Source organism: Aliikangiella coralliicola (assembly GCF_007004725.1).
Taxonomy (GTDB): Bacteria; Pseudomonadota; Gammaproteobacteria; order Enterobacterales; family Kangiellaceae; genus Aliikangiella; species Aliikangiella coralliicola.
On the sequence record NZ_ML660164.1, the window covers coordinates 164,690 to 183,093 of the forward strand.

An 18,404-nucleotide genomic window follows, 5' to 3' on the forward strand; every position below is an offset into this window, starting at 1 on the left:
TTAATCATTTGCAAAATATCGAACGTCCTAAACCCTTATTTATCGAAACCTCTGGTAAAGTTTAGACCATATTAGCTATTTGTGGTTATTTTTAAGGTCAGGACTGTTTCAACAAAAGATTTTGAAGAGCTGGGAGTTCAGCCATAAAGAGATTACAGGGTTAGGAGCATAGAGGGGGAGGTGCTTAGATGACTCAATATTTCCCGACTAGAAAAAAGGGGGACTTCTTTGGAGTATTAACCGCTAAGAGATTTAATCGCTTGTTCCATCCCGGCCAGGGTAAGCGGATACATTTCACCTTCTACTAACTCAGTGGTCATTTCAATACTATAGGTGTAGTGCCAGTATTTTTCTTCCACCGGGTTTAGCCAAACTACTTTGTCAAAGCTAGCTTTAAGTCGTTGCATCCAAACATAACCTGGCTCTTCGTTCATATGCTCGACACTGCCGCCTGGATGGGATATTTCATAAGGTGACATTGAAGCATCACCGATAAAAATCACTTTATAATCGCTACCATAAGTTCTCAAAACTTCTTCCAATGGAATATTTTCAGTGTATCTTCTTGCATTATTTTTCCACACGTTCTCGTAGATAAAATTATGAAAATAATAATACTCAAGATGTTTAAATTCAGTCTTGCAAGCAGAGAATAACTCTTCGCAGATTTTGATGAAGGGATCCATTGAGCCGCCAACATCTAGGAAAAGTAATACCTTAACTGCGTTATGACGCTCGGGAACCATTTTAATATCTAGCATGCCGGCGTTCCTCGCCGTGCTGCTAATCGTATCATCCAGATCGAGTTCGTTGTGGGCTCCACTTCGGGCAAATTTTCGTAATTTTCTCAAGGCCATTTTTAAATTTCTGGTGCCCAGCTCAACGCCGTCATCTAAGTCTTTAAACTGCCTTTTTTCCCAGACTTTAACCGCAGACTTATTCCGGCTTTCGCCACCGACACGAATGCCTTCGGGATGATAACCGCTGTGACCAAAAGGGGAGGTGCCACCAGTGCCGACCCATTTATTACCACCGGCGTGGCGTTCTTGTTGCTCTTTTAATCGCTGCTTAAAAGTTTCTAGCAGTTTTTCAAGACCGCCTAAGGCTTTTATTTCAGCTTTTTCTTCCTCAGATAAATGTTTCATAAACTCTGCGCGTAACCAATCTTCCGGGATCAATGCTTCTAAAATGTCATCGATACTTTCAAGTTCGTTGAAGTAGAGTCCAAAGGCTTTATCAAAGCGGTCAAAATATTTTTCATCTTTGATCAGACATAGTCTTGCCAATAAATAAAAATCGTCCAAACTACAAAAGGCTAATCGCTTTTGCATCGCTTCCAATAAATGCAGCAGTTCTTTTATAGAAACAGCTAGCCCCATTTTTTTGAGTGTATAGAAAAAGTCAATTAACATAATTGTGACTCATTACCTACTTGAGTTTCATCGCCCACTTAAAATTCATCACTCACCTATGATTCGCGTCGAATCATAAACGCCAACTTTTCTAACAAATGAACGTCTTGCTCATTTTTGAGTAGCGCACCATAGAGTGGTGGGATGGCTTTGGAGGGATTACGGTCTTTTAATACGCCTTCGGAAATATCGTCAGCGAGTAAAAGTTTTAACCAGTCAATCAGCTCAGAGGTGGACGGCTTTTTCTTTAAGCCGCGGACCTCTCTCACTTGAAAAAATATTTCCATGGCTTCTTTGAGTAAGGTTGGCTTTAAGTCAGGGAAGTGAACATTAATAATTTTTTCCATCGTTGCCTTGTCGGGGAAGCTAATATAATGAAAAAAGCAACGTCTTAAAAATGCGTCTGGTAATTCTTTCTCATTGTTACTGGTGATAATGATAATCGGACGGTGAACAGCTTTTATTGTTTCACCTGTCTCATAAACAAAAAACTCCATTTTATCGAGTTCTTGTAAAAGATCGTTAGGAAACTCAATATCGGCTTTATCAATTTCGTCAATGAGTAATACCGCCTGTTGCTCAGATGCAAAAGCTTCCCACAGCTTACCACGCTTAATATAGTTCTTAATATCGTGGACCTTATCGTCACCCAGTTGGGAGTCGCGTAGTCGAGAAACCGCATCATATTCGTACAAGCCTTGATGAGCCTTAGTGGTAGATTTGATATGCCATTGAACCAGGGGCATGTCTAACGCTGCCGCGACTTCCTCTGCTAGCATCGTTTTACCGGTGCCTGGCTCTCCTTTAATGAGTAGCGGACGCTCTAAGGTTTTAGCAGCGTTGACGGCCATTTGCAGCTCCGCGGTTGCGATATAGTTTTTTGTACCGGTAAAACTCATTGTGTTTCCAAAATGTTCAAGCTTGAAATTAGTCGCATTTTAGCACAAGCTAATCGACAGAAGGCAATAGCGTTTATTTCCCAAAATCGTTACACTTGCGCCAAAATATACAAAAACTGAATTTATGAACCAGCCATTTAACCAATCTGTGACTTTTGTTTTAGATAAAGCCCATTTTCAGGAATGCTTTGAACAATCCGCACCACCGGTACAAGCCAGGGATTATGGCAAGGCTGTAATTTTTGGCCTGGCAGCTTTCGCGTCAATCTTTGTGGAGACCGAACATTATTACATTCTGTTTTTTTTAATCGGGCTCGCTATTTTGGAGCTCTTCAGTATTCGCTATCGCCAAACATGGTGGGTGTGGCGTCAGTTAATGGGCAAGTCAGCCAATGGTCGGGTTAAGCTCATCATCAATGAAGAGGGAATAACGACTGAGTCTACATATGTTAATTCACAGATCTTGTGGCCAGATGTTAGTGCGGTAGAGCAAACCGAAAAAGGCTTGTTGCTAAGACATCAAGGCGGCGTTAATTATCTATCTAATAGCCATCTTAGTGATGAGATAGTCGCGTTTATTTTACTACATGATAAAAAAGCATCTATCGAAAATACTTGATCTAATTCACGAAAAAGTGGGTTCCAAGTCGATGATATCGGATACTGTTAATGTCAGCGTATATCGCACAAAGTGCATATAAGTTTTTATCAAATTAAATGAGCGCGCAAACAGACTGCGCAGGCTCCAAATACTTTGTGCTGGTGCTTAGTCATTTTCATTACTCACATAAATACTAAGAATATCTTCATTGGTAACTTCATAACTCAGCATTTTTTCAATCAACACCTGCGAGACAATGGTACCTTTCGATATTAGTAAAGCGTCAGTGCTACTGTAAACGTCACGAGTAACTCTCATTCCGTCCTCTAATTCACAAACTGATTTAACAGAATCACAAAACTCAGGCAGTGCTGGGGCGTTTTGTAGAATTTCTAGATACATCGCCACTAAGTTTTCGTCATACTCTTTGGTACTTCCATTTTTTAACATTACGATTGCGTCATCTATATTTTTAGTTTTTTCCTTTGTTAAAAATTCATTAAAATCCACAACAATACGTAAAATTCTTGCTTCAATATTGGGACTATGTTTTTCGAGGCCGTGCACTCGTTCCTCGTCGGAAAGCGGGTCTTTGTGGCAACTAATAATTCGAGCCACATCTTGTAGCGCCACTAAAGGTGTTAAAACTGATTCGCCTAATTTGGGATAGCCTGCATAGGTAACTTTCTCTTCAGGTGTCATTTCGCTAACTGTTTTATTTAAAAGTTCATCAGAGAAATTGAACTTTCCTAATGCGTACAACATTGCCGCATTTTGTAAATTGCCTTTTCTTTCATCTGGCAATTCCAAGTGGTCGGCAAGTTTGCATGTTTGCGTTATCACTTGCTCTATAAATTTTGGTGTATTACCAACTCTTTGATTAATTATGTTGGCGAAAACTTTTATCGTTGTCTCATAAGCTTCGTTGAGTTCAACCCTGGCAAAATCCAAAAATGAAGTCGTTTGTTTAAGTTCTTCCTGAGTGGACTGTGCTTTCTTGTTCAGAGCACTGGCTTTTGAAAATAGGGTTTTGTTACTTAACTGCAATTTCGCAATAAGTTTCCTGCGTTTATCAAGTTCTGATTTTTTGTTTAACGCGCGTACAACAGTTTTTTTCAGCTCTTCATTTTTCCAGGGCTTATTGATGTACTCGAAAATTTTTCCTTTATTGATCGCGCGAATAGTTGCGTCCTGATCGGAGTACCCGGTTAGTAACAGCCTGACGCTATCTGGAGATTGGCTAAGTGATTTTTCAAGAAACTCTGCGCCGTCCATATTTGGCATACGCATATCTGAAATAATTAAGTCAAAAGGTTCTTTATTCTCAATAGCCTCCAATCCTTCTTGCCCACTGTTGGCTAGCGTTACTTTAAAGCGTTTTCCCCTAAATAACCGTTTCAAAGACATTAACACCGAGCGTTCATCATCAACGCAGAGAATTCGGGCAACTTGGACATCTTCACTCATAAATACCTCCACGACTCAATTCATTTTGTTATTTAAGTAAAGCTCAACCTGTCTAACCTGTCAAATGTAATTTTAAATTATATTTTGACTAATGTTGTTATTGTATCTATATTTACTAACAAGAAATGAAAGATTGATAGAAATTCGGATAATAGGGTAATTATGAATTTAGCGGTAAAGACGTACACTACCGGGGAAATTGCTAAAATTTGCGGGGTAAATTTCCGCACAGTTATAAGATGGATAGAAAAAGGGTATATCGAAGCCTATAAATTACCTGGACGCGGAGATAACCGTGTTACCGAAGATTCGCTTGTTAAGTTCTTGAAAAACAACAATATGCCTATTCCATCTGAGATCGAAACCGTAAATAAGAGAGTTTTGGTTGTTGACGACGACGAGAAAATGGCTAGAGCGATATCCAGAACGCTAAAGAAAGCAGGTTTTGATACCGATATCGCTCACAATGGCTTTATTGCGGGTTCGAAGCTCGAAGTTTTTAAACCCGCAGTAATGACACTGGACTTAAAAATGCCGGGAATCAGCGGTTTGGAAGTTATTCATTACGTTCAAAACTCAGAACAACTAGTAAATTTGAAAATTTTGGTTGTGTCAGCACAGGATCAAAAAGAGCTAGACGAAGCGGTTCAAAAGGGGGCTAGCGACGCATTAAGTAAGCCTTTTAAGAACAGCGAATTAGTAGCAAGAGTTAGCCAATTGATAGGTGTAAATTAACAGGCCTTATCCATTGCTCTCACCTTGCTTTCAGGTCAATTAATCAGGAGAGTTGTATGCAGGGTATTATCTATACTTTACTTAGCGATATGGTGATTGAGCAAGCAGGAATGGCGGCTTGGAATGATGTACTGAATCAAGTCCAGCCAAAATCGGGTGGGGCTTATACCGCTGGCCAGCAATATGACGATGAAGAACTGTTATCGATAGTTCATTTTTTATCTGACAAACTTTCAGTTCCTGTGGCCGATTTAATTAGACAGTTTGGCGAATATATTTTTCCCGCTCTCATGGCAAGAAACCCCTGTGATTTACCCGATGGAATTACCGCCAAAGAATTCCTCAAACAAGTTGACTCTGTTATTCATGTTGGCGTTAAACATATTCACCCCAACGCTTATCTACCGACATTCCGATATGAAGATCCTGCCGATAACCGGCTGGTTATGCTCTATCAATCCAAAAGAAAAATGTGCACATTAGCAGAAGGTCTTATTTATGGTGCCGGCAAGCACTACGATACTCATGTAGATATTAAACACACAAAGTGCCTCCATAAAGACGACGATCACTGTCGATTAGAACTCGCTTTTGGTGATTAAGAATGGCAGATGATGCATACAAAATTGCTTATGAGAGAGAAAGAACTGCACGATTAGCCGCGGAAAAGTTACTTGACGAAAAAATCAAAGAAGTCGCATCAAGTATGACGATGGTTACCCAACAATTTGATACCTTGATGGAGCAGAAAAGAGAACTAGAGCTATTGATGACCGTTGCTAACTTCTCTCAACAACAACTGTCTTTCTCTAAAGCTTTAAGTGAATTTATTTCTGTCTTAGGAGATGGTACTCAGGCGGCCTATATCATTGTCTATTTATTTAATAGTAAAACAAATAACTTGAAGGCATCAGACATTCGATGGGCTACAGATGAATTTCCGAAACCGCTTGCTGAACTTGTGGCGGAGAACGAATATGCATGTGGTAATAGCATTCCTGGAAAGGTATTACAAACCGGTAAAGATTTAAAATGGTGTGGAGAAGCTGAAATTGCACCAAAGCGAGTGGCTATCAGAGAGCAGATTAGCACCGCTGGTTGTTATGCAGTGCCAATCAAACGTTATGGCCATGTGGTCGCTGTTATCGAAATTGGTGTGCATTCATGGGAAAATTTTCCTGAGCGTTTGTTAAAAATTGTCAATTCTGCAGCATTGCAACTTGGAGTTACGTTAGAAAGGCGTGATGCGCAAAAAAATACCGAGAAAAATTTATCCAAATTAAGAAAGGCCCACGATGACCTGAAACACACCCAGTCTCAACTGGTTCAGTCTGAGAAAATGGCTTCATTAGGGCAATTATCCGCTGGTGTCGCCCATGAAATCAATAACCCAATTGGTTTCGTTATGAGCAATATCGAAACAATGAAAGACTATGCAAGCGTATTTGAAAGAATTATTAAAGAGTACGCTGAATTAGAAAAAATTCTGCCCAAAGAACTTTCTAATGAAATGAAAAAGAAATTAAATGATATTTCAGAAATCAAGGAAGAAGAAGACCTGGAGTTTTTGTTAGAAGATATCTGTCAAATGGTTTCCGACTCTGAGGAAGGGTTAAAACGAGTTAAAGATATAGTCGCTAATCTAAAAAACTTCTCCCGCGCTGATGAAGATGGAAAGCTGGAACCCAAAGATGTTAATGAGTGTATTGACAACACGCTAAAAATTATTTGGAACGAGATTAAGTACACTTGTGAGGTTGTTAAAAACTATGGCGAAATTCCTCTATTAAATATTAATGAGGGACAAATTGGTCAGGTTTTTATGAATTTACTGATCAATGCAAGTCATGCCTGCCAGAAAAATGGGTTAATTACAATTACCACAAAAGTTCATAATGAGAATGCAGTTTTCATTGTTGAAGATAATGGTTCTGGTATTGAAGCCGAAAAACTAAGTAAAATATTTGACCCGTTTTACACCACAAAAGCCGTAGGTGTAGGTACAGGATTAGGCTTATCAATTTCTTATGGCATTATCGAAAAGCATAAAGGAAAAATTGAAGTAGAAAGTACGCCAGGGAAGGGAACAAAGTTTACCATTGTGCTGCCTATACCTGTAAGTTAGATTCCTGTATGACTCCGGGCAATATCAATGTGCTAAGGTTTTCTCAAAGCGCTCTGATTTCGCTAAATAATTAATTGATAAATATATAAAAGATTGGCAAACTGATTTATATCTAAAGGCTACTCCATATTCTATTAGTAGGTCACCTATCATTCCCTCCAGGAGAGTTAGTATATGTTCCAAAAAATCGGCGTACTTATTTTCTTAATATTACTTGGAATTTTTCGAGCTGCACTCGCTAATGATTTGAAAGAAATAGGTAGCTATTTTAACGAAGCCAGAAGTGCTACCGGAGAAAATAAAAAATTCTGGGGAGTTGATTTATACGGTCCGATATTATTGGTTGAGCCTGAAAGCCGAAATATATTTGCAAATGTTGAGGCGTCTTCTGGTGTTTTGGAAAAAAAAGAGCAGGTTTTTATAGGAAAACTACCTGACAATATAGGTATTGCTAATACTTGTGTTAACTGGGAAGGTAAAAGTTGGGCGATGGTCATGTTACCGATTTCCGATAACCGGTCAGAAAGACTAAATTTATTAACTCATGAACTATTTCATTGTTCTCAGGTGAAATTAGGTTTCCCCGCGAATAATCCATCAAATAGTCACCTGAATGAAAAAGAAGGCCGAATACTTTTCCGTTTAGAACTGCAAGCGTTAAAGAAAGCTATAGCCGCCGAAACTATTTCCGAGAGAAAAAAGCACATTATTAGCGCGTTGACTTTTCGAACATATCGACAAGAGAGCTTTAACGAAGCGAAAGTCGAAGAAAATCTTTTAGAATTAAATGAGGGGCTTGCGGAATATACTGGTCTAATGATGAGTGGAAGAGGAAGCAATCAAATTAAAGCACATCTAATTAACAACCTGAGTTCTTTTGTTTCCAATCCAAGTTTCGTTAGATCGTTTGCTTATGTGACGACTCCTGCATATGGATATTTATTATTCACGAATAACAAAAACTGGCATAAGGAAATTTCATCTGATGATAACTTGATTGATTATTTGCAAAAGGTTTTTCAAATTCAATTAACAATACGAAAAAATGATTTGCCAAATGAACTCAGCGATGACTATAACGGTATCGCTATTTACGAGGAAGAAAGTCTTAGAGATGAAGAAATCAAAAGAATTAAACAAGAGTATATCAATAAATTTGTGAAGAATTCGAATTTGGCGATCAAACTGGAAAAGATGAATATTACCTTTGATCCTAGAAATTTAGTTCCTCTTGATGGTTATGGTACAGTCTATCCAAATTTAAAAATAACTGATACTTGGGGAGTTCTTACTGTTGAAAATGGGGCTCTGCTGGCTACTACTTGGGATAAAGTTTCAGTTAGCAAGCCAACAAAAATAAGCAAAAACAGGGCCGTTGGTGATGGTTGGGTTTTAGAATTAGCGGATGGTTATTCTATTCGTTTAGATAAAAAAGGGAATAATTATTATTTGCTGGCACAGTGATATTAGATAACGACTTAATATTTATAGCTTTTCAGCCATCCTTCTTGTATTTAGATTAGAAAATCCCCACTAGTTGGTTACACAGTGACTGTCGGTTTTTGTACGTTACGGTATAATCAACAGTCTTTATAGTTATGATAAGCAAGATATCTCGGACTGGCAGATGTTGAACCTATTTTCTCAACCCAAAATATTATTAGATGAAAATATCATCGACTGGATATTCAATTGTTACGCTTGGGCGCTTGAGCAGTTTGATAGGGACGTGTTCTTGAATGAGTCAACTTTAGTTATCCCTGATAATAAGCATTTTCCAGGAAAGGAAACCTCTGCGGAAGGCATGGCCAGCCTGATATTTGACCAGGTTAAAAACTATGCGGGGATGACGCACTGGCCGACACAACTTTATAACTTAGCTGAGAGCAACGGCCAGGTGCCACAAAGTCAGCCAGTCGTAATAAGTGGCGCCCTACGTGGCAGGAAAGCCATTGAGCAATCCAACCAGTCACCTAGCGCCCAAAGCATTGTTTTTCAATCTGCGATGCCTCAGTCAAGCATGCCCATTTCGAGTATGCCTCAGCCAGATCCCAACATAGTATTCACCTACCACCCGCAGCAACTGAAAAGTCCTGAAGGAATTATTGCCCATTTTGCTCATGGTTTGTCCAACCACCTGGTAAGCTCCGCCACAACACCGCCACCGGGTGGGGCTGATTACATACCAATGGCCGGCGAACTTGCTGGTATATTTATGGGCTTTGGTATTATGTTCGCGAATAGTGCGGTGGTTCCTCGTGCAGGTGGATGTGGTGGCTGCGGTGGAGGGCAATCACCGGTACGGCAGGTATTCTTGAGCGAAGAAGAAGCGACTTATGCATTGGCCGTTTTTTGTGTATTAAAGAACATTGAAGCCAAAAGTGCGAGTAAGCATTTAAAGAAACATCTACGAGGATTTTTTAAGTCAGCTGTTAAAGATTGCAGAAAGAGAATTGGTCAATATAGCAGCCTTCAATTACAAACCGGACTTTAATTGAAATCGGAAAGTCGCAATTCTATCGATTAAATAGGATTCTATAGGTAAGAACTGAATTGCCGGTTTTGTTCAGTTGCCTGGAACGTAAAAAAGATTAAGGATAAAAAATGAGAAATGGCTGGATGGTACGCGCGGGGCGCGGTGGTCGTCTTTTTCAACAATTTTCTGATGGTGGTTTTGTTGCAGTCGGGTGGAACCTTCTGGCACCGCTCGATCAGTACCAAGACAAAGCCGAAATTAAAGCGGCTTACGTTAGAAACTATGGCAATGATAAGCCGAGTAAGACAGGAAATTCTGTCGCCATAATCGATAAATTTGTCAATATCAAAACAGGCGATTATGTAGTGACATATGAGCCCAAAACAAGAAATTATCTTGTGGGAGAAGATTTGGGACAATATTTATTTCTTGATACTAATGTTGATGATTATCGCAATATTCGAAAAGTTAACTGGCTTGGGACTGTTAAGCGCGATTGTTTATCTGATGACGCGCAACGCTCTTTAACTTCGGTATTAACTTTATTTAGCCTGAGACCTGAAGTGCTTAAAGAATTTACTAGTCAACTGACATAAAAAGAAACTTGTACGCAGCATTGGAGAATGCCTGCGTTACAACTGTTAATCCATTTTCGAAAAGTAGCTCTTTATCCAATCATAAATCACTTGCGTTGTAAGCTCATTAAACGCTATTGCTTCAAATTCTTCATCAGGATCTTTATCGATGCCGGTAAATTGATAACTCACAATGTCTGGCTGCTCATCATGTAAGATTAATATAATTCGACGTCGAGTTTTAAGGCAGTCGATTGTCAATGTATCGGAAGGAAATCCAATATCTCTCATTTTGCGGCTGAGACCAACAATAGGGTTAATATTCTGGAAGTCATGCTGAATACGGCCGTGCGCTTCAGTGAGTCGATCAGATAGAATTTCTAGCGGTGGTTGGGACAAATTGATTTCGCTTGGATTAGATTAGAGTTCACTGATTATAGCGAAGCGTTAGTTATGAGTCATTCACTGGTTGTGAAAAATGTGCCACAGGTATGAACTTTAATTATCTAACCAGAATTCCACACTTTTGATTGAATAGAACCTATGGGACCGAATTGGCATTGATAGTTAACTCGACAGTTATTTAACCAAGAAATTGACTGCAGGGCCAATACCTAGCTAAACTGTTCAATAAAAATACAACGGACCTCCAAGATGAATAAAAATATTCTAATCATATTCGTTGCCTTGATTTTGATTGGCTGCTCAGATCCCTTACCCAATGAGCGTTTGAACTATGCTGGAGAATGGGAAGGGGAAAACATGTACCTGTTTATTTCGCGAGATGGAGGCGTGGAATATGAGCGCAAAAGTGGTAGTACAACCACGTCAATTGATGCACCGTTAAAAGAATTTATCGGCGATGATTTTGTTGTTGGTATTTTGTTTATGGATACAACTTTTGAAGTCTCTGAGCCGCCGCATGAGTTCGAGGGTAAATGGTATATGACAGTTGATGGTGTTCGATTGACAAGAATTGATGATTAGCTCAGACCAAAGAAAAACCAGAACAGAAACTCAACGAATACTATGCTAACCTTTGAAAGGTTTTATGAGAGATTTATGAGTGATTTAGATTTATGAGAGTGTTATAAGTGTTTTTAAAACAATAAATTTTGAGGAATAAAAAATGCGTCTATTACTGAAAATGATATTTGTCGTCACGTTACTCCAAGCTTGTTCTTCAGAAGATTCTTCAAATCAGTCTGAGTCGGCTAAAAATACCATTGCTGGTCCATTCCCTAAGACAATTACAGGAACTGTTGAGCATTGGGAACAGGCTGGGGACGGTAAAGGAACTATCCTGGTTTTTCTCAAGGAGTTTAATGGGGCGATGCTCGTTCTGCCGGAGAACCCTGCAGATCCTGGCAGAGTTGAACAGGCTGGAACGAGAGTTACCTTTGAAGTCGATACACTATCGGCGGATAAATGTGGCGGCAGTAAAATGCAGTGTTTGTCTGCGAAGTAAATTGGACCTTTAAATACATTTTGTGATAGAGCCTCTGTAATTGTTTTAGGGACTTAAAGTTCACACCTCTCCCCAACCCTCTCCTCAAGGAGAGGGGGCCAGTCTTGTGGAGCATGCTTAGCTAGCTAGTTAAAAGTGATAGAAAGAAAATATTCGATTGTTCCAACTCGGTGAAAAAATAATGCTTAATTTAGTATTTTAGCCCAGAGTTTAATCAATGGAGAAACTCGCATACAAATCACGTAACACGGGTAACAATGAAGCCATTAACAGTAAACCCATACTCAAATTGAATGCTCTTAAATATTTGGGATTTGATAATACCTTTTTCAATGAAGAACCAAACCAAAGCCAGGTTACCGTGCAGGGCGAACCAAAGGTGAAAAATAGTAAAGCAATAACTAATACTTGTTGAAAGTAAGAACCTTCAGCTACTGTATAAGTTACCACCGCACCGATGCACATAATCCAGGCTTTGGGGTTGACCCACTGGAATAATACCGCTTGAAAAAAAGTCATCGGCTTCGCTTTTTTCGCTTCGAAATTTTGTACCGGGGCTGTTGCTATTTTATATGCTAGATACGTCAGATAGAGCGAACCAATAATTTTTAGCCAGATAAAAATTGAAGGCGATTGTTGAAATATTTGTCCTGCGCCCAGGCCAATCGCTATCAACATAATTGGAAAGCCCAAATCAATGCCCAACAAGTGAGGGATGCTTTTTCGAAATCCGTGATTAGCGCCAGACGTCATTATCATCACGTTATTGGGGCCCGGTGTAATACTCGTGGCAAGGGTAAATAATATTAGCGCAGTATATTCCATTTCAACTCGAACTCTGACTCTTTGATTCAATAAATATGATTAAATGATTGTCCAATTTTATTTCTGCTGGGTAAATAAACAGAATTGGTGCAAAAATGATCAAAACTGTGATGGTCTCAAAATTGCGGAGGGTGGCTTTTTTAAGAATATCTGAGGTGATTATTAAGAACCGATTGAGACGTTTACACCAGCGGGCTTGCCTGCCATAAACTTGAATGTTATAAGGTGAACCCAAATATCAATGCTAATCAATTACTAAGAGATAATGATGTCAATCGAGAGACTTGAAACTAAACAACGCATGAGCAGAATCGTTAAACATAACGGGGTTATTTACTTATGTGGACAAGTTTGCGCCGACGCCACTCAGGGGATTAAGGAGCAAACTCAAACCATGTTGGACAAGGTGGATGCTTTATTAGAGCAGGCTGGAAGTGATCGCCAACACCTGCTATCAGCGACAATTTATATTAAAGATATGAAGTACTTTGCGGAGATGAATGAAGTATGGGACAACTGGGTTCCAGAAGGGCATGCACCGGCGAGAGCTTGTGTGACTGCGAACATGGCTCGCGAAGCTTTGCTGGTAGAAATATCTGTGGTGGCGGCAGAAATCTGATTTTCTGCCTGCCATTTTATGATTTGCTATCTTTTATCATCAATCCCTGAAAAGTGCATACTTAATGATTAAAATAATCCGAAAAAAATCATTCAAGAAAATTCCGTGGAAGAACGGTAAAGGTTCTACTCTGGAATTAGCTATTAATGAAGGTGGTTCGTTAGCTGATTTTGACTGGCGGCTGAGCATCGCAACGGTTGATGAAGATGGTGCGTTTTCTGACTTCGCCGGATACAACAGGAATCTGGTTCTTATCGAAGGAAATGGAATAGTGCTTCATCACAATGAACAGCAAGTTGATCGGTTGGAAAAGTTATTGACGTTTTCAACTTTTGACGGCGCTAGTAAAACGACTGCAGAATTAATCTCCGGCCCGATCACAGATTTTAACTTAATGACTAAAACAGAAAGTTTTTCTGGTTCTGTGGAAACTTATCGAGGTATACATCAGGTCACCATAAGAAATTCGCAGCTTTGTTTTATTTATGGATTAAGCACAAGTCTGGAAATATACTCAACCAATCATTCAGCACATAGGCAAGTTGCCTCAGGCGACCTGGTACAATTGTTGAGTGATGGTGAGTCAGGTTATTCGGTAGCCGGCCAAGATTTGATTATTGTTTACATTAATCGACGCTAGATAAAAAGCTGGAAAATATTATTTACAGGTAATGATATCGTCTTGATTCTACATCCTTCCAAATAGAAAGTCGGTCAACCTGAAGAAGAGTAAGTTAAACATAACGCTATCAAAAAATTAGCAATGCATAGCATTTTTAAAAACTGTGAATATTAACATCAATAAATGACAAAAATATTAACTTCATAGATTATACAAATTGAGATATTTAGCTAATATAATTTCGCGAAGCTCAGGTTTTTACGCGTTAAAACAAAACTTTTATCAATTTTCTAAGATCAATAGCCAAACCACCTTTTTATTTCTGGTTGTTTTTTAAACATCTCAAGCGTTTACAGCTTCAGGGCTTTTTGCTAGGCTGAGCTCGCTTTCGTCAAAAGTTGATATTGTATGCATTATATGTTTTATCGTGTGCGATAATATTTATTTGGTGATTGGGTGACTAAGGCTATGTTGTTAAAAAGCAGAACGGTTTTATCATTATTAACGGTTGAAATAAAAGATACCGAGCTAGTAATTTTAATTAAGTAAAATCTAAAATTATTCAAAATAATAATTATACCTACTCATTTTAATAATATTGCCGAACGGCAATTTTAACTCTTAAATAACAATATTCTAAACAAAATTGCCTGAAAAAAATAATGTGTTAATCCGCAATTTTATTCGCGTTTTTTCACTCTAATATAGTTAATCAGGAGGTTTGGTTATGTCGAGAACTGCCAGTTTTGTTCTGCGGTTTTTTTCTATTTTTGTCTTATTCATATCCCAAAATTTATTCGCTGCTACAGTCGATGAAATTTTTACGGTTTCCAAAACCTGTAACGAAGAAGTCAGTATTCGCGCGCAGACAGGTGTTACTGAACAACAACTTTCAACTAGCTGTAGTGAAATGTCTGTTGCTGATACAAAGTTCCACCAACTTTTTAATTCTCAAGGTTCGCCGCTACCAAGCGACAAAACGGAGATGCTAGAAATTTTTATTTTCCATACACTCGCTGATTACGAAAAATATGGTAACGAACTCTTCGGTATCTCGACTAATAACGGCGGAATATTCATCGAAGGCGATCCTTCAAAGGTTGGTAATATCGCGAAGTTTTACGCCTATATCTGTGAAGATAGTTGGGTGCCGTACTCTTGCGCTTACAAAGGAAAAGTTTATAACCTTGAACATGAATATGCTCACTATCTGAATGGCCGCTACAACTTGTACGGAGGATTTGGATATTACAATCTTGTTGCAGGACTTAACGAAGGTCTTTCTGAGTACATTATGTTTGGTGAAGATCACCCGCGTACCCTTGCAGAAGTAAAAGGGGAAGAGGTTCCTCCTTTTTACAACATCATGTTTGCTAATTACACACATCCAAATTTATACCGATGGAGTTACTATGCCACAAGGTATATGGTCGAGAAACATCCCAATGAATATAACTTAGTTATTTCTGCGGCGAGAGCAGGGGATAAAAATGCCTACTACGATACAGTAAACGGTGTTATCGACCGCATCGGCAATGGCTATGAAGCCTATGTGCTTTCAATCACAGAAGCAAAAGCTGCGCCTCCGGCTGCAACACTACCACCGACGAATACTTTCGGTAGCTGTGATTTACAACAAGTTTATGTCAAAGATTTGATCACAACAGATTACGCTTCATTGAGTGTGACTAATAGTTCCAACAAACCTGTTCGTATATTTTGGGTAAACAACTACTCTGGCAAACTTAGCAGTCAAATTTCGCGATTAGAGCCGGGGCAAAGTTACAATAATGAATTCTGGCGAGACGGTGACCGAGTTTTGATAATGAGCGATTATCGAGACTGTTTGGGCGTTGGTGTTATCAAAGGTTCGGCTGGTAATTTTACCGTTGATCAAAACATGGTGAAGGACGTTATCGTTGAAACTTTACCAGACGCCAATCAAATTGGTAGTTGTACATTGAATCACGCTTATTTCCGTCCTGACAATGCTGGTAAAGCGTCTGTATCTATCACTAATACGACTAACGTCCCGGTACGTGTTTACTGGATCGATCTTGAAAGCGGTGAACCGCTCTACAGCAGTGAGCAAGCAAGACTAATCAGTGGCCAAAGCTACAACAATGATAACTGGAGCGAAGGTGACCGCATTGTTTTACTCAGTGACAATAGAGAATGTATTGGTGTGGCAGTGTTAAAAACAGGTGCTAACACGTACAGCATTGGTGAAAGTCTGGTACAAAATATTGTGGCTGATGTATTACCTGACGCAAATAAAATTGGTAGTTGTGATTTGAAGCGTCCTTATTTCCGTTCTAGCACTAAATCGAAAGTGTCGATCACTAACACCACGGATGTACCGGTAAAAGTATACTGGGTAAGCATGTACACCGGAGAATATAGTACGAGCGAATACGCAAGATTAGAAAACGGCCAAACTTATACTGAAGATAATATCTGGTCTCAATATGATCGCATGGCAATACTAAGAGATAACAATTCTTGTGTTGGTATTGCGTCGTTAAGCGGAGCAGACAATGCTTATATCGTCGATGAAGATCTTGTTGGCGGTGGAAACAACAATGTTGATAGTGACGGCGATGGTGTGCCTGATTCAGAAGACGCCTTCCCTAATGATCCGACTGAAACCAAAGACAGCGATGGCGACGGTGTAGGCGATAACGCAGATGCTTTTCCTAACGATGCGTCTGAAACTAAAGATACTGACGGTGATGGCATTGGCGATAACTCTGATCCTTTCCCGAATGATCCGACTAACGGTCAATTAAATTACTGTGAACAAAAAGCCACTGATCAAAATTATGAATGGATTACCAGCGTTAACGTAGCAGGTAACAATCATACCTCTGGTAAAGAGAATGGTGGTTATAGTGACTTCACTGCAACGCAAATGTCATTGACTGCCGGTGCTGCTAACAGGCTGACATTAACGACTAATGCGACTAATACTTCGGAACATTGGGTGGTATGGATTGACTATAACCGTGACGGTGATTTCGCCGATGCTAATGAGCAGGTGTTTAGTGAATCGATTACCGGTGCAACGATTAATGGCAACATTAATGTGCCGGCAGGTCTTAATGTGACGACAAGAATGCGAGTGGCGTTACAGTATAAAAATGCTGCAACACTTTGTACTGATCATCGTTATGGTGAAGTAGAAGATTATACAGTGGTTATTTCTTCTGCTACTGGCAACCAGGCGCCTATTGCAAATGCTAATGGTGCTTACACGGGCAAGACCAATGCGAGCGTCAGTTTTAGTAGTAATGGTTCGTCAGACAGCGATGGTTCTATTGCCAGTTATCTTTGGGACTTCGGCGACGGTTCGTCCAGTACCGATGCTAACCCAAGCCACACCTACACGTCAGCGAATACTTACACGGTGACATTAACGGTAACGGATAACCTCGGTAAAAAATCAACGCCATCGTCAACCACGGCGACGATTACCGACGATGTTGTCAGTTATTGTTCAAGCACCGGTGGCGGCACCTATGAATGGATTGCCAATGTGGCTGTCGGTGGTCTTGATAACGCTTCATCCGGCGCCGCAGAATATACTGATTTCACCAGCAAAACAGCGAACCTGGTAGTTGGTGATAACGCGGCAACATTCACTCCGGGCTTCAAAAATGGTAGTAGCTATGATGAGTATTGGTCTGTTTGGATAGACTTCAATCAAGATGGTGATTTTGAAGACGCTGGCGAACAACTGGTGAATGGTTTGAAAAGTAGAACCGCGGTTGCCGCAACATTGAATATTCCTTCATCAGCCGCTGGTGTAACCACGCGTATGCGAGTTTCAATGAAATATAATGCAGCTGTCAATTCGCCTTGCGGAAGCATCGGTTCAGGTGAAGTGGAAGACTATACTGTTTCTATCGCAAGTGCCGGTAACCAGGCGCCGACTGCAAATGCCAATGGTCCTTACAACGAACTGGTTAATGCGGCGGTAAATTTCAGCAGTAACGGTTCGGTGGATTCTGATGGAAGTATCGCAAGTTACAGTTGGGACTTTGGTGATAACAGCGCAGTTTCAACTTCAGCGAATCCAAGCCACAGTTACGCAGCCGCTGGAACCTATACGGTGACATTAACGGTAACTGACAATCAGGGAGCTCAGGCAACTGATACTGCAACAGTAACAATTACCAGCGGTTCTGTATCGTCTGTACCTGACGCGTGTGCCACTGAGTCTGCGATTACTTCTGGTCAACTGACTGCCGGCGATGCTGCCTGTTTAGGAGATCAATCGGTTATCTGGTTGTCGGTTCCAGATGTTAATGATCACAACAGCATTGCAATTACCACCAGCCATGGCGCCGGAAATCTGGATATTGAGTACAGTAACTCAAGCTGGCCAAACGGTTCAAACAATGATGGTAGTTCATCTAATGCAGGTAACACCGAATGTATTTATGTTACCGGTGGAACTAACCATTGGGGGTTGATTAAAGTATCTGGATCCACTGGTGGAGCTTCCATAGTGGTTGATTATGATACGGCAGCTTGTCGACAGTAAAAACTCAATACAGGTGCGGTTGTAAATGTCGCAC

At 40.0% G+C, this 18,404-nt stretch carries 17 protein-coding genes; 12 read left to right on the plus strand and 5 right to left on the minus strand.

Annotated features, from left to right (window positions below):
* Positions 1-236: 236 nt before the first annotated feature.
* Both FLL46_RS12015 and FLL46_RS12020 read right to left on the minus strand, forming a co-directional pair.
* A complete protein-coding gene (locus FLL46_RS12015; RefSeq protein ID WP_142893768.1) occupies positions 237-1,412 on the minus strand; it encodes a vWA domain-containing protein in 1,176 nt (391 codons plus the stop codon).
* Between the two features lie 56 nt (positions 1,413-1,468).
* Positions 1,469-2,311, minus strand: coding sequence for an AAA family ATPase (locus FLL46_RS12020; protein WP_142893769.1), 843 nt, complete (start codon positions 2,309-2,311; stop codon positions 1,469-1,471).
* 124 nt (positions 2,312-2,435) lie between these two features.
* On the opposite strand from FLL46_RS12020, the gene FLL46_RS12025 reads away from it, so the two are divergent.
* A complete protein-coding gene (locus FLL46_RS12025; RefSeq protein ID WP_142893770.1) occupies positions 2,436-2,930 on the plus strand; it encodes a YcxB family protein in 495 nt (164 codons plus the stop codon).
* A 147-nt stretch (positions 2,931-3,077) separates the two neighbouring features.
* Here FLL46_RS12025 and FLL46_RS12030 read toward each other — a convergent pair whose 3' ends face one another.
* Complete coding sequence (locus tag FLL46_RS12030; RefSeq protein ID WP_142893771.1) at positions 3,078-4,379, minus strand: response regulator; 1,302 nt, start codon at positions 4,377-4,379, stop codon at positions 3,078-3,080.
* A 162-nt stretch (positions 4,380-4,541) separates the two neighbouring features.
* Between FLL46_RS12030 and FLL46_RS12035 the strand changes: the two genes are divergently transcribed.
* From FLL46_RS12035 to FLL46_RS12060, 6 genes are all read left to right on the plus strand, one after another.
* Entirely contained in the window at positions 4,542-5,114 is a 573-nt protein-coding gene (locus FLL46_RS12035; RefSeq protein ID WP_142893772.1) for a response regulator, read from the plus strand.
* A gap of 56 nt (positions 5,115-5,170) precedes the next feature.
* Positions 5,171-5,716, plus strand: coding sequence for a heme NO-binding domain-containing protein (locus FLL46_RS12040; protein ID WP_142893773.1), 546 nt, complete (start codon positions 5,171-5,173; stop codon positions 5,714-5,716).
* Positions 5,717-5,718: 2 nt separating this feature from the next.
* Positions 5,719-7,239: a GAF domain-containing sensor histidine kinase gene (locus tag FLL46_RS12045; RefSeq protein WP_142893774.1), complete on the plus strand. Its 1,521-nt coding sequence runs from the start codon at positions 5,719-5,721 to the stop codon at positions 7,237-7,239.
* A gap of 174 nt (positions 7,240-7,413) precedes the next feature.
* Entirely contained in the window at positions 7,414-8,703 is a 1,290-nt protein-coding gene (locus tag FLL46_RS12050; RefSeq protein ID WP_142893775.1) for a hypothetical protein, read from the plus strand.
* Positions 8,704-8,866: 163 nt separating this feature from the next.
* On the plus strand, positions 8,867-9,733 hold the full coding sequence (locus tag FLL46_RS12055) for a hypothetical protein (RefSeq protein WP_142893776.1): 867 nt from the start codon (positions 8,867-8,869) through the stop codon (positions 9,731-9,733).
* Positions 9,734-9,843: 110 nt separating this feature from the next.
* Positions 9,844-10,311, plus strand: coding sequence for a restriction endonuclease (locus FLL46_RS12060; RefSeq protein ID WP_142893777.1), 468 nt, complete (start codon positions 9,844-9,846; stop codon positions 10,309-10,311).
* Positions 10,312-10,356: 45 nt separating this feature from the next.
* Here the strand turns inward: FLL46_RS12060 and FLL46_RS12065 are convergent, their stop codons facing one another.
* Entirely contained in the window at positions 10,357-10,689 is a 333-nt protein-coding gene (locus tag FLL46_RS12065; RefSeq protein ID WP_142893778.1) for a hypothetical protein, read from the minus strand.
* Positions 10,690-10,944: 255 nt separating this feature from the next.
* On the opposite strand from FLL46_RS12065, the gene FLL46_RS12070 reads away from it, so the two are divergent.
* Positions 10,945-11,277, plus strand: coding sequence for a hypothetical protein (locus FLL46_RS12070; protein ID WP_142893779.1), 333 nt, complete (start codon positions 10,945-10,947; stop codon positions 11,275-11,277).
* A gap of 142 nt (positions 11,278-11,419) precedes the next feature.
* Positions 11,420-11,758 carry a hypothetical protein gene (locus tag FLL46_RS12075; RefSeq protein WP_142893780.1) on the plus strand — a complete coding sequence of 113 codons (339 nt, stop codon included), beginning with the start codon at positions 11,420-11,422 and terminating at the stop codon, positions 11,756-11,758.
* Positions 11,759-11,968: 210 nt separating this feature from the next.
* Here FLL46_RS12075 and FLL46_RS12080 read toward each other — a convergent pair whose 3' ends face one another.
* Positions 11,969-12,583 (minus strand): LysE family translocator, encoded by a 615-nt coding sequence (locus tag FLL46_RS12080; RefSeq protein WP_142893781.1) that lies wholly within the window; start codon positions 12,581-12,583, stop codon positions 11,969-11,971.
* 268 nt (positions 12,584-12,851) lie between these two features.
* Between FLL46_RS12080 and FLL46_RS12085 the strand changes: the two genes are divergently transcribed.
* The 3 genes from FLL46_RS12085 (at position 12,852) to FLL46_RS27400 (ending at position 18,370) form a co-directional block, all read left to right on the plus strand.
* On the plus strand, positions 12,852-13,202 hold the full coding sequence (locus FLL46_RS12085) for a RidA family protein (RefSeq protein ID WP_142894189.1): 351 nt from the start codon (positions 12,852-12,854) through the stop codon (positions 13,200-13,202).
* 64 nt (positions 13,203-13,266) lie between these two features.
* Complete coding sequence (locus tag FLL46_RS12090; protein WP_142893782.1) at positions 13,267-13,842, plus strand: HutD/Ves family protein; 576 nt, start codon at positions 13,267-13,269, stop codon at positions 13,840-13,842.
* A gap of 709 nt (positions 13,843-14,551) precedes the next feature.
* Positions 14,552-18,370, plus strand: coding sequence for a collagenase (locus tag FLL46_RS27400; protein WP_142893783.1), 3,819 nt, complete (start codon positions 14,552-14,554; stop codon positions 18,368-18,370).
* Positions 18,371-18,404: the final 34 nt, after the last annotated feature.

Bases quoted from the DNA above. Each gene is read 5' to 3' on its own strand.
- FLL46_RS12015 (WP_142893768.1), bottom strand. From the start codon at position 1,412: ATGTTAATTGACTTTTTCTATACACTCAAAAAAATGGGGCTAGCTGTT.
- FLL46_RS12020 (WP_142893769.1), bottom strand. From the start codon at position 2,311: ATGAGTTTTACCGGTACAAAAAACTATATCGCAACCGCGGAGCTGCAA.
- FLL46_RS12025 (WP_142893770.1), top strand. From the start codon at position 2,436: ATGAACCAGCCATTTAACCAATCTGTGACTTTTGTTTTAGATAAAGCC.
- FLL46_RS12030 (WP_142893771.1), bottom strand. From the start codon at position 4,379: ATGAGTGAAGATGTCCAAGTTGCCCGAATTCTCTGCGTTGATGATGAA.
- FLL46_RS12035 (WP_142893772.1), top strand. From the start codon at position 4,542: ATGAATTTAGCGGTAAAGACGTACACTACCGGGGAAATTGCTAAAATT.
- FLL46_RS12040 (WP_142893773.1), top strand. From the start codon at position 5,171: ATGCAGGGTATTATCTATACTTTACTTAGCGATATGGTGATTGAGCAA.
- FLL46_RS12045 (WP_142893774.1), top strand. From the start codon at position 5,719: ATGGCAGATGATGCATACAAAATTGCTTATGAGAGAGAAAGAACTGCA.
- FLL46_RS12050 (WP_142893775.1), top strand. From the start codon at position 7,414: ATGTTCCAAAAAATCGGCGTACTTATTTTCTTAATATTACTTGGAATT.
- FLL46_RS12055 (WP_142893776.1), top strand. From the start codon at position 8,867: ATGTTGAACCTATTTTCTCAACCCAAAATATTATTAGATGAAAATATC.
- FLL46_RS12060 (WP_142893777.1), top strand. From the start codon at position 9,844: ATGAGAAATGGCTGGATGGTACGCGCGGGGCGCGGTGGTCGTCTTTTT.
- FLL46_RS12070 (WP_142893779.1), top strand. From the start codon at position 10,945: ATGAATAAAAATATTCTAATCATATTCGTTGCCTTGATTTTGATTGGC.
- FLL46_RS12075 (WP_142893780.1), top strand. From the start codon at position 11,420: ATGCGTCTATTACTGAAAATGATATTTGTCGTCACGTTACTCCAAGCT.
- FLL46_RS12080 (WP_142893781.1), bottom strand. From the start codon at position 12,583: ATGGAATATACTGCGCTAATATTATTTACCCTTGCCACGAGTATTACA.
- FLL46_RS12085 (WP_142894189.1), top strand. From the start codon at position 12,852: ATGTCAATCGAGAGACTTGAAACTAAACAACGCATGAGCAGAATCGTT.
- FLL46_RS12090 (WP_142893782.1), top strand. From the start codon at position 13,267: ATGATTAAAATAATCCGAAAAAAATCATTCAAGAAAATTCCGTGGAAG.
- FLL46_RS27400 (WP_142893783.1), top strand. From the start codon at position 14,552: ATGTCGAGAACTGCCAGTTTTGTTCTGCGGTTTTTTTCTATTTTTGTC.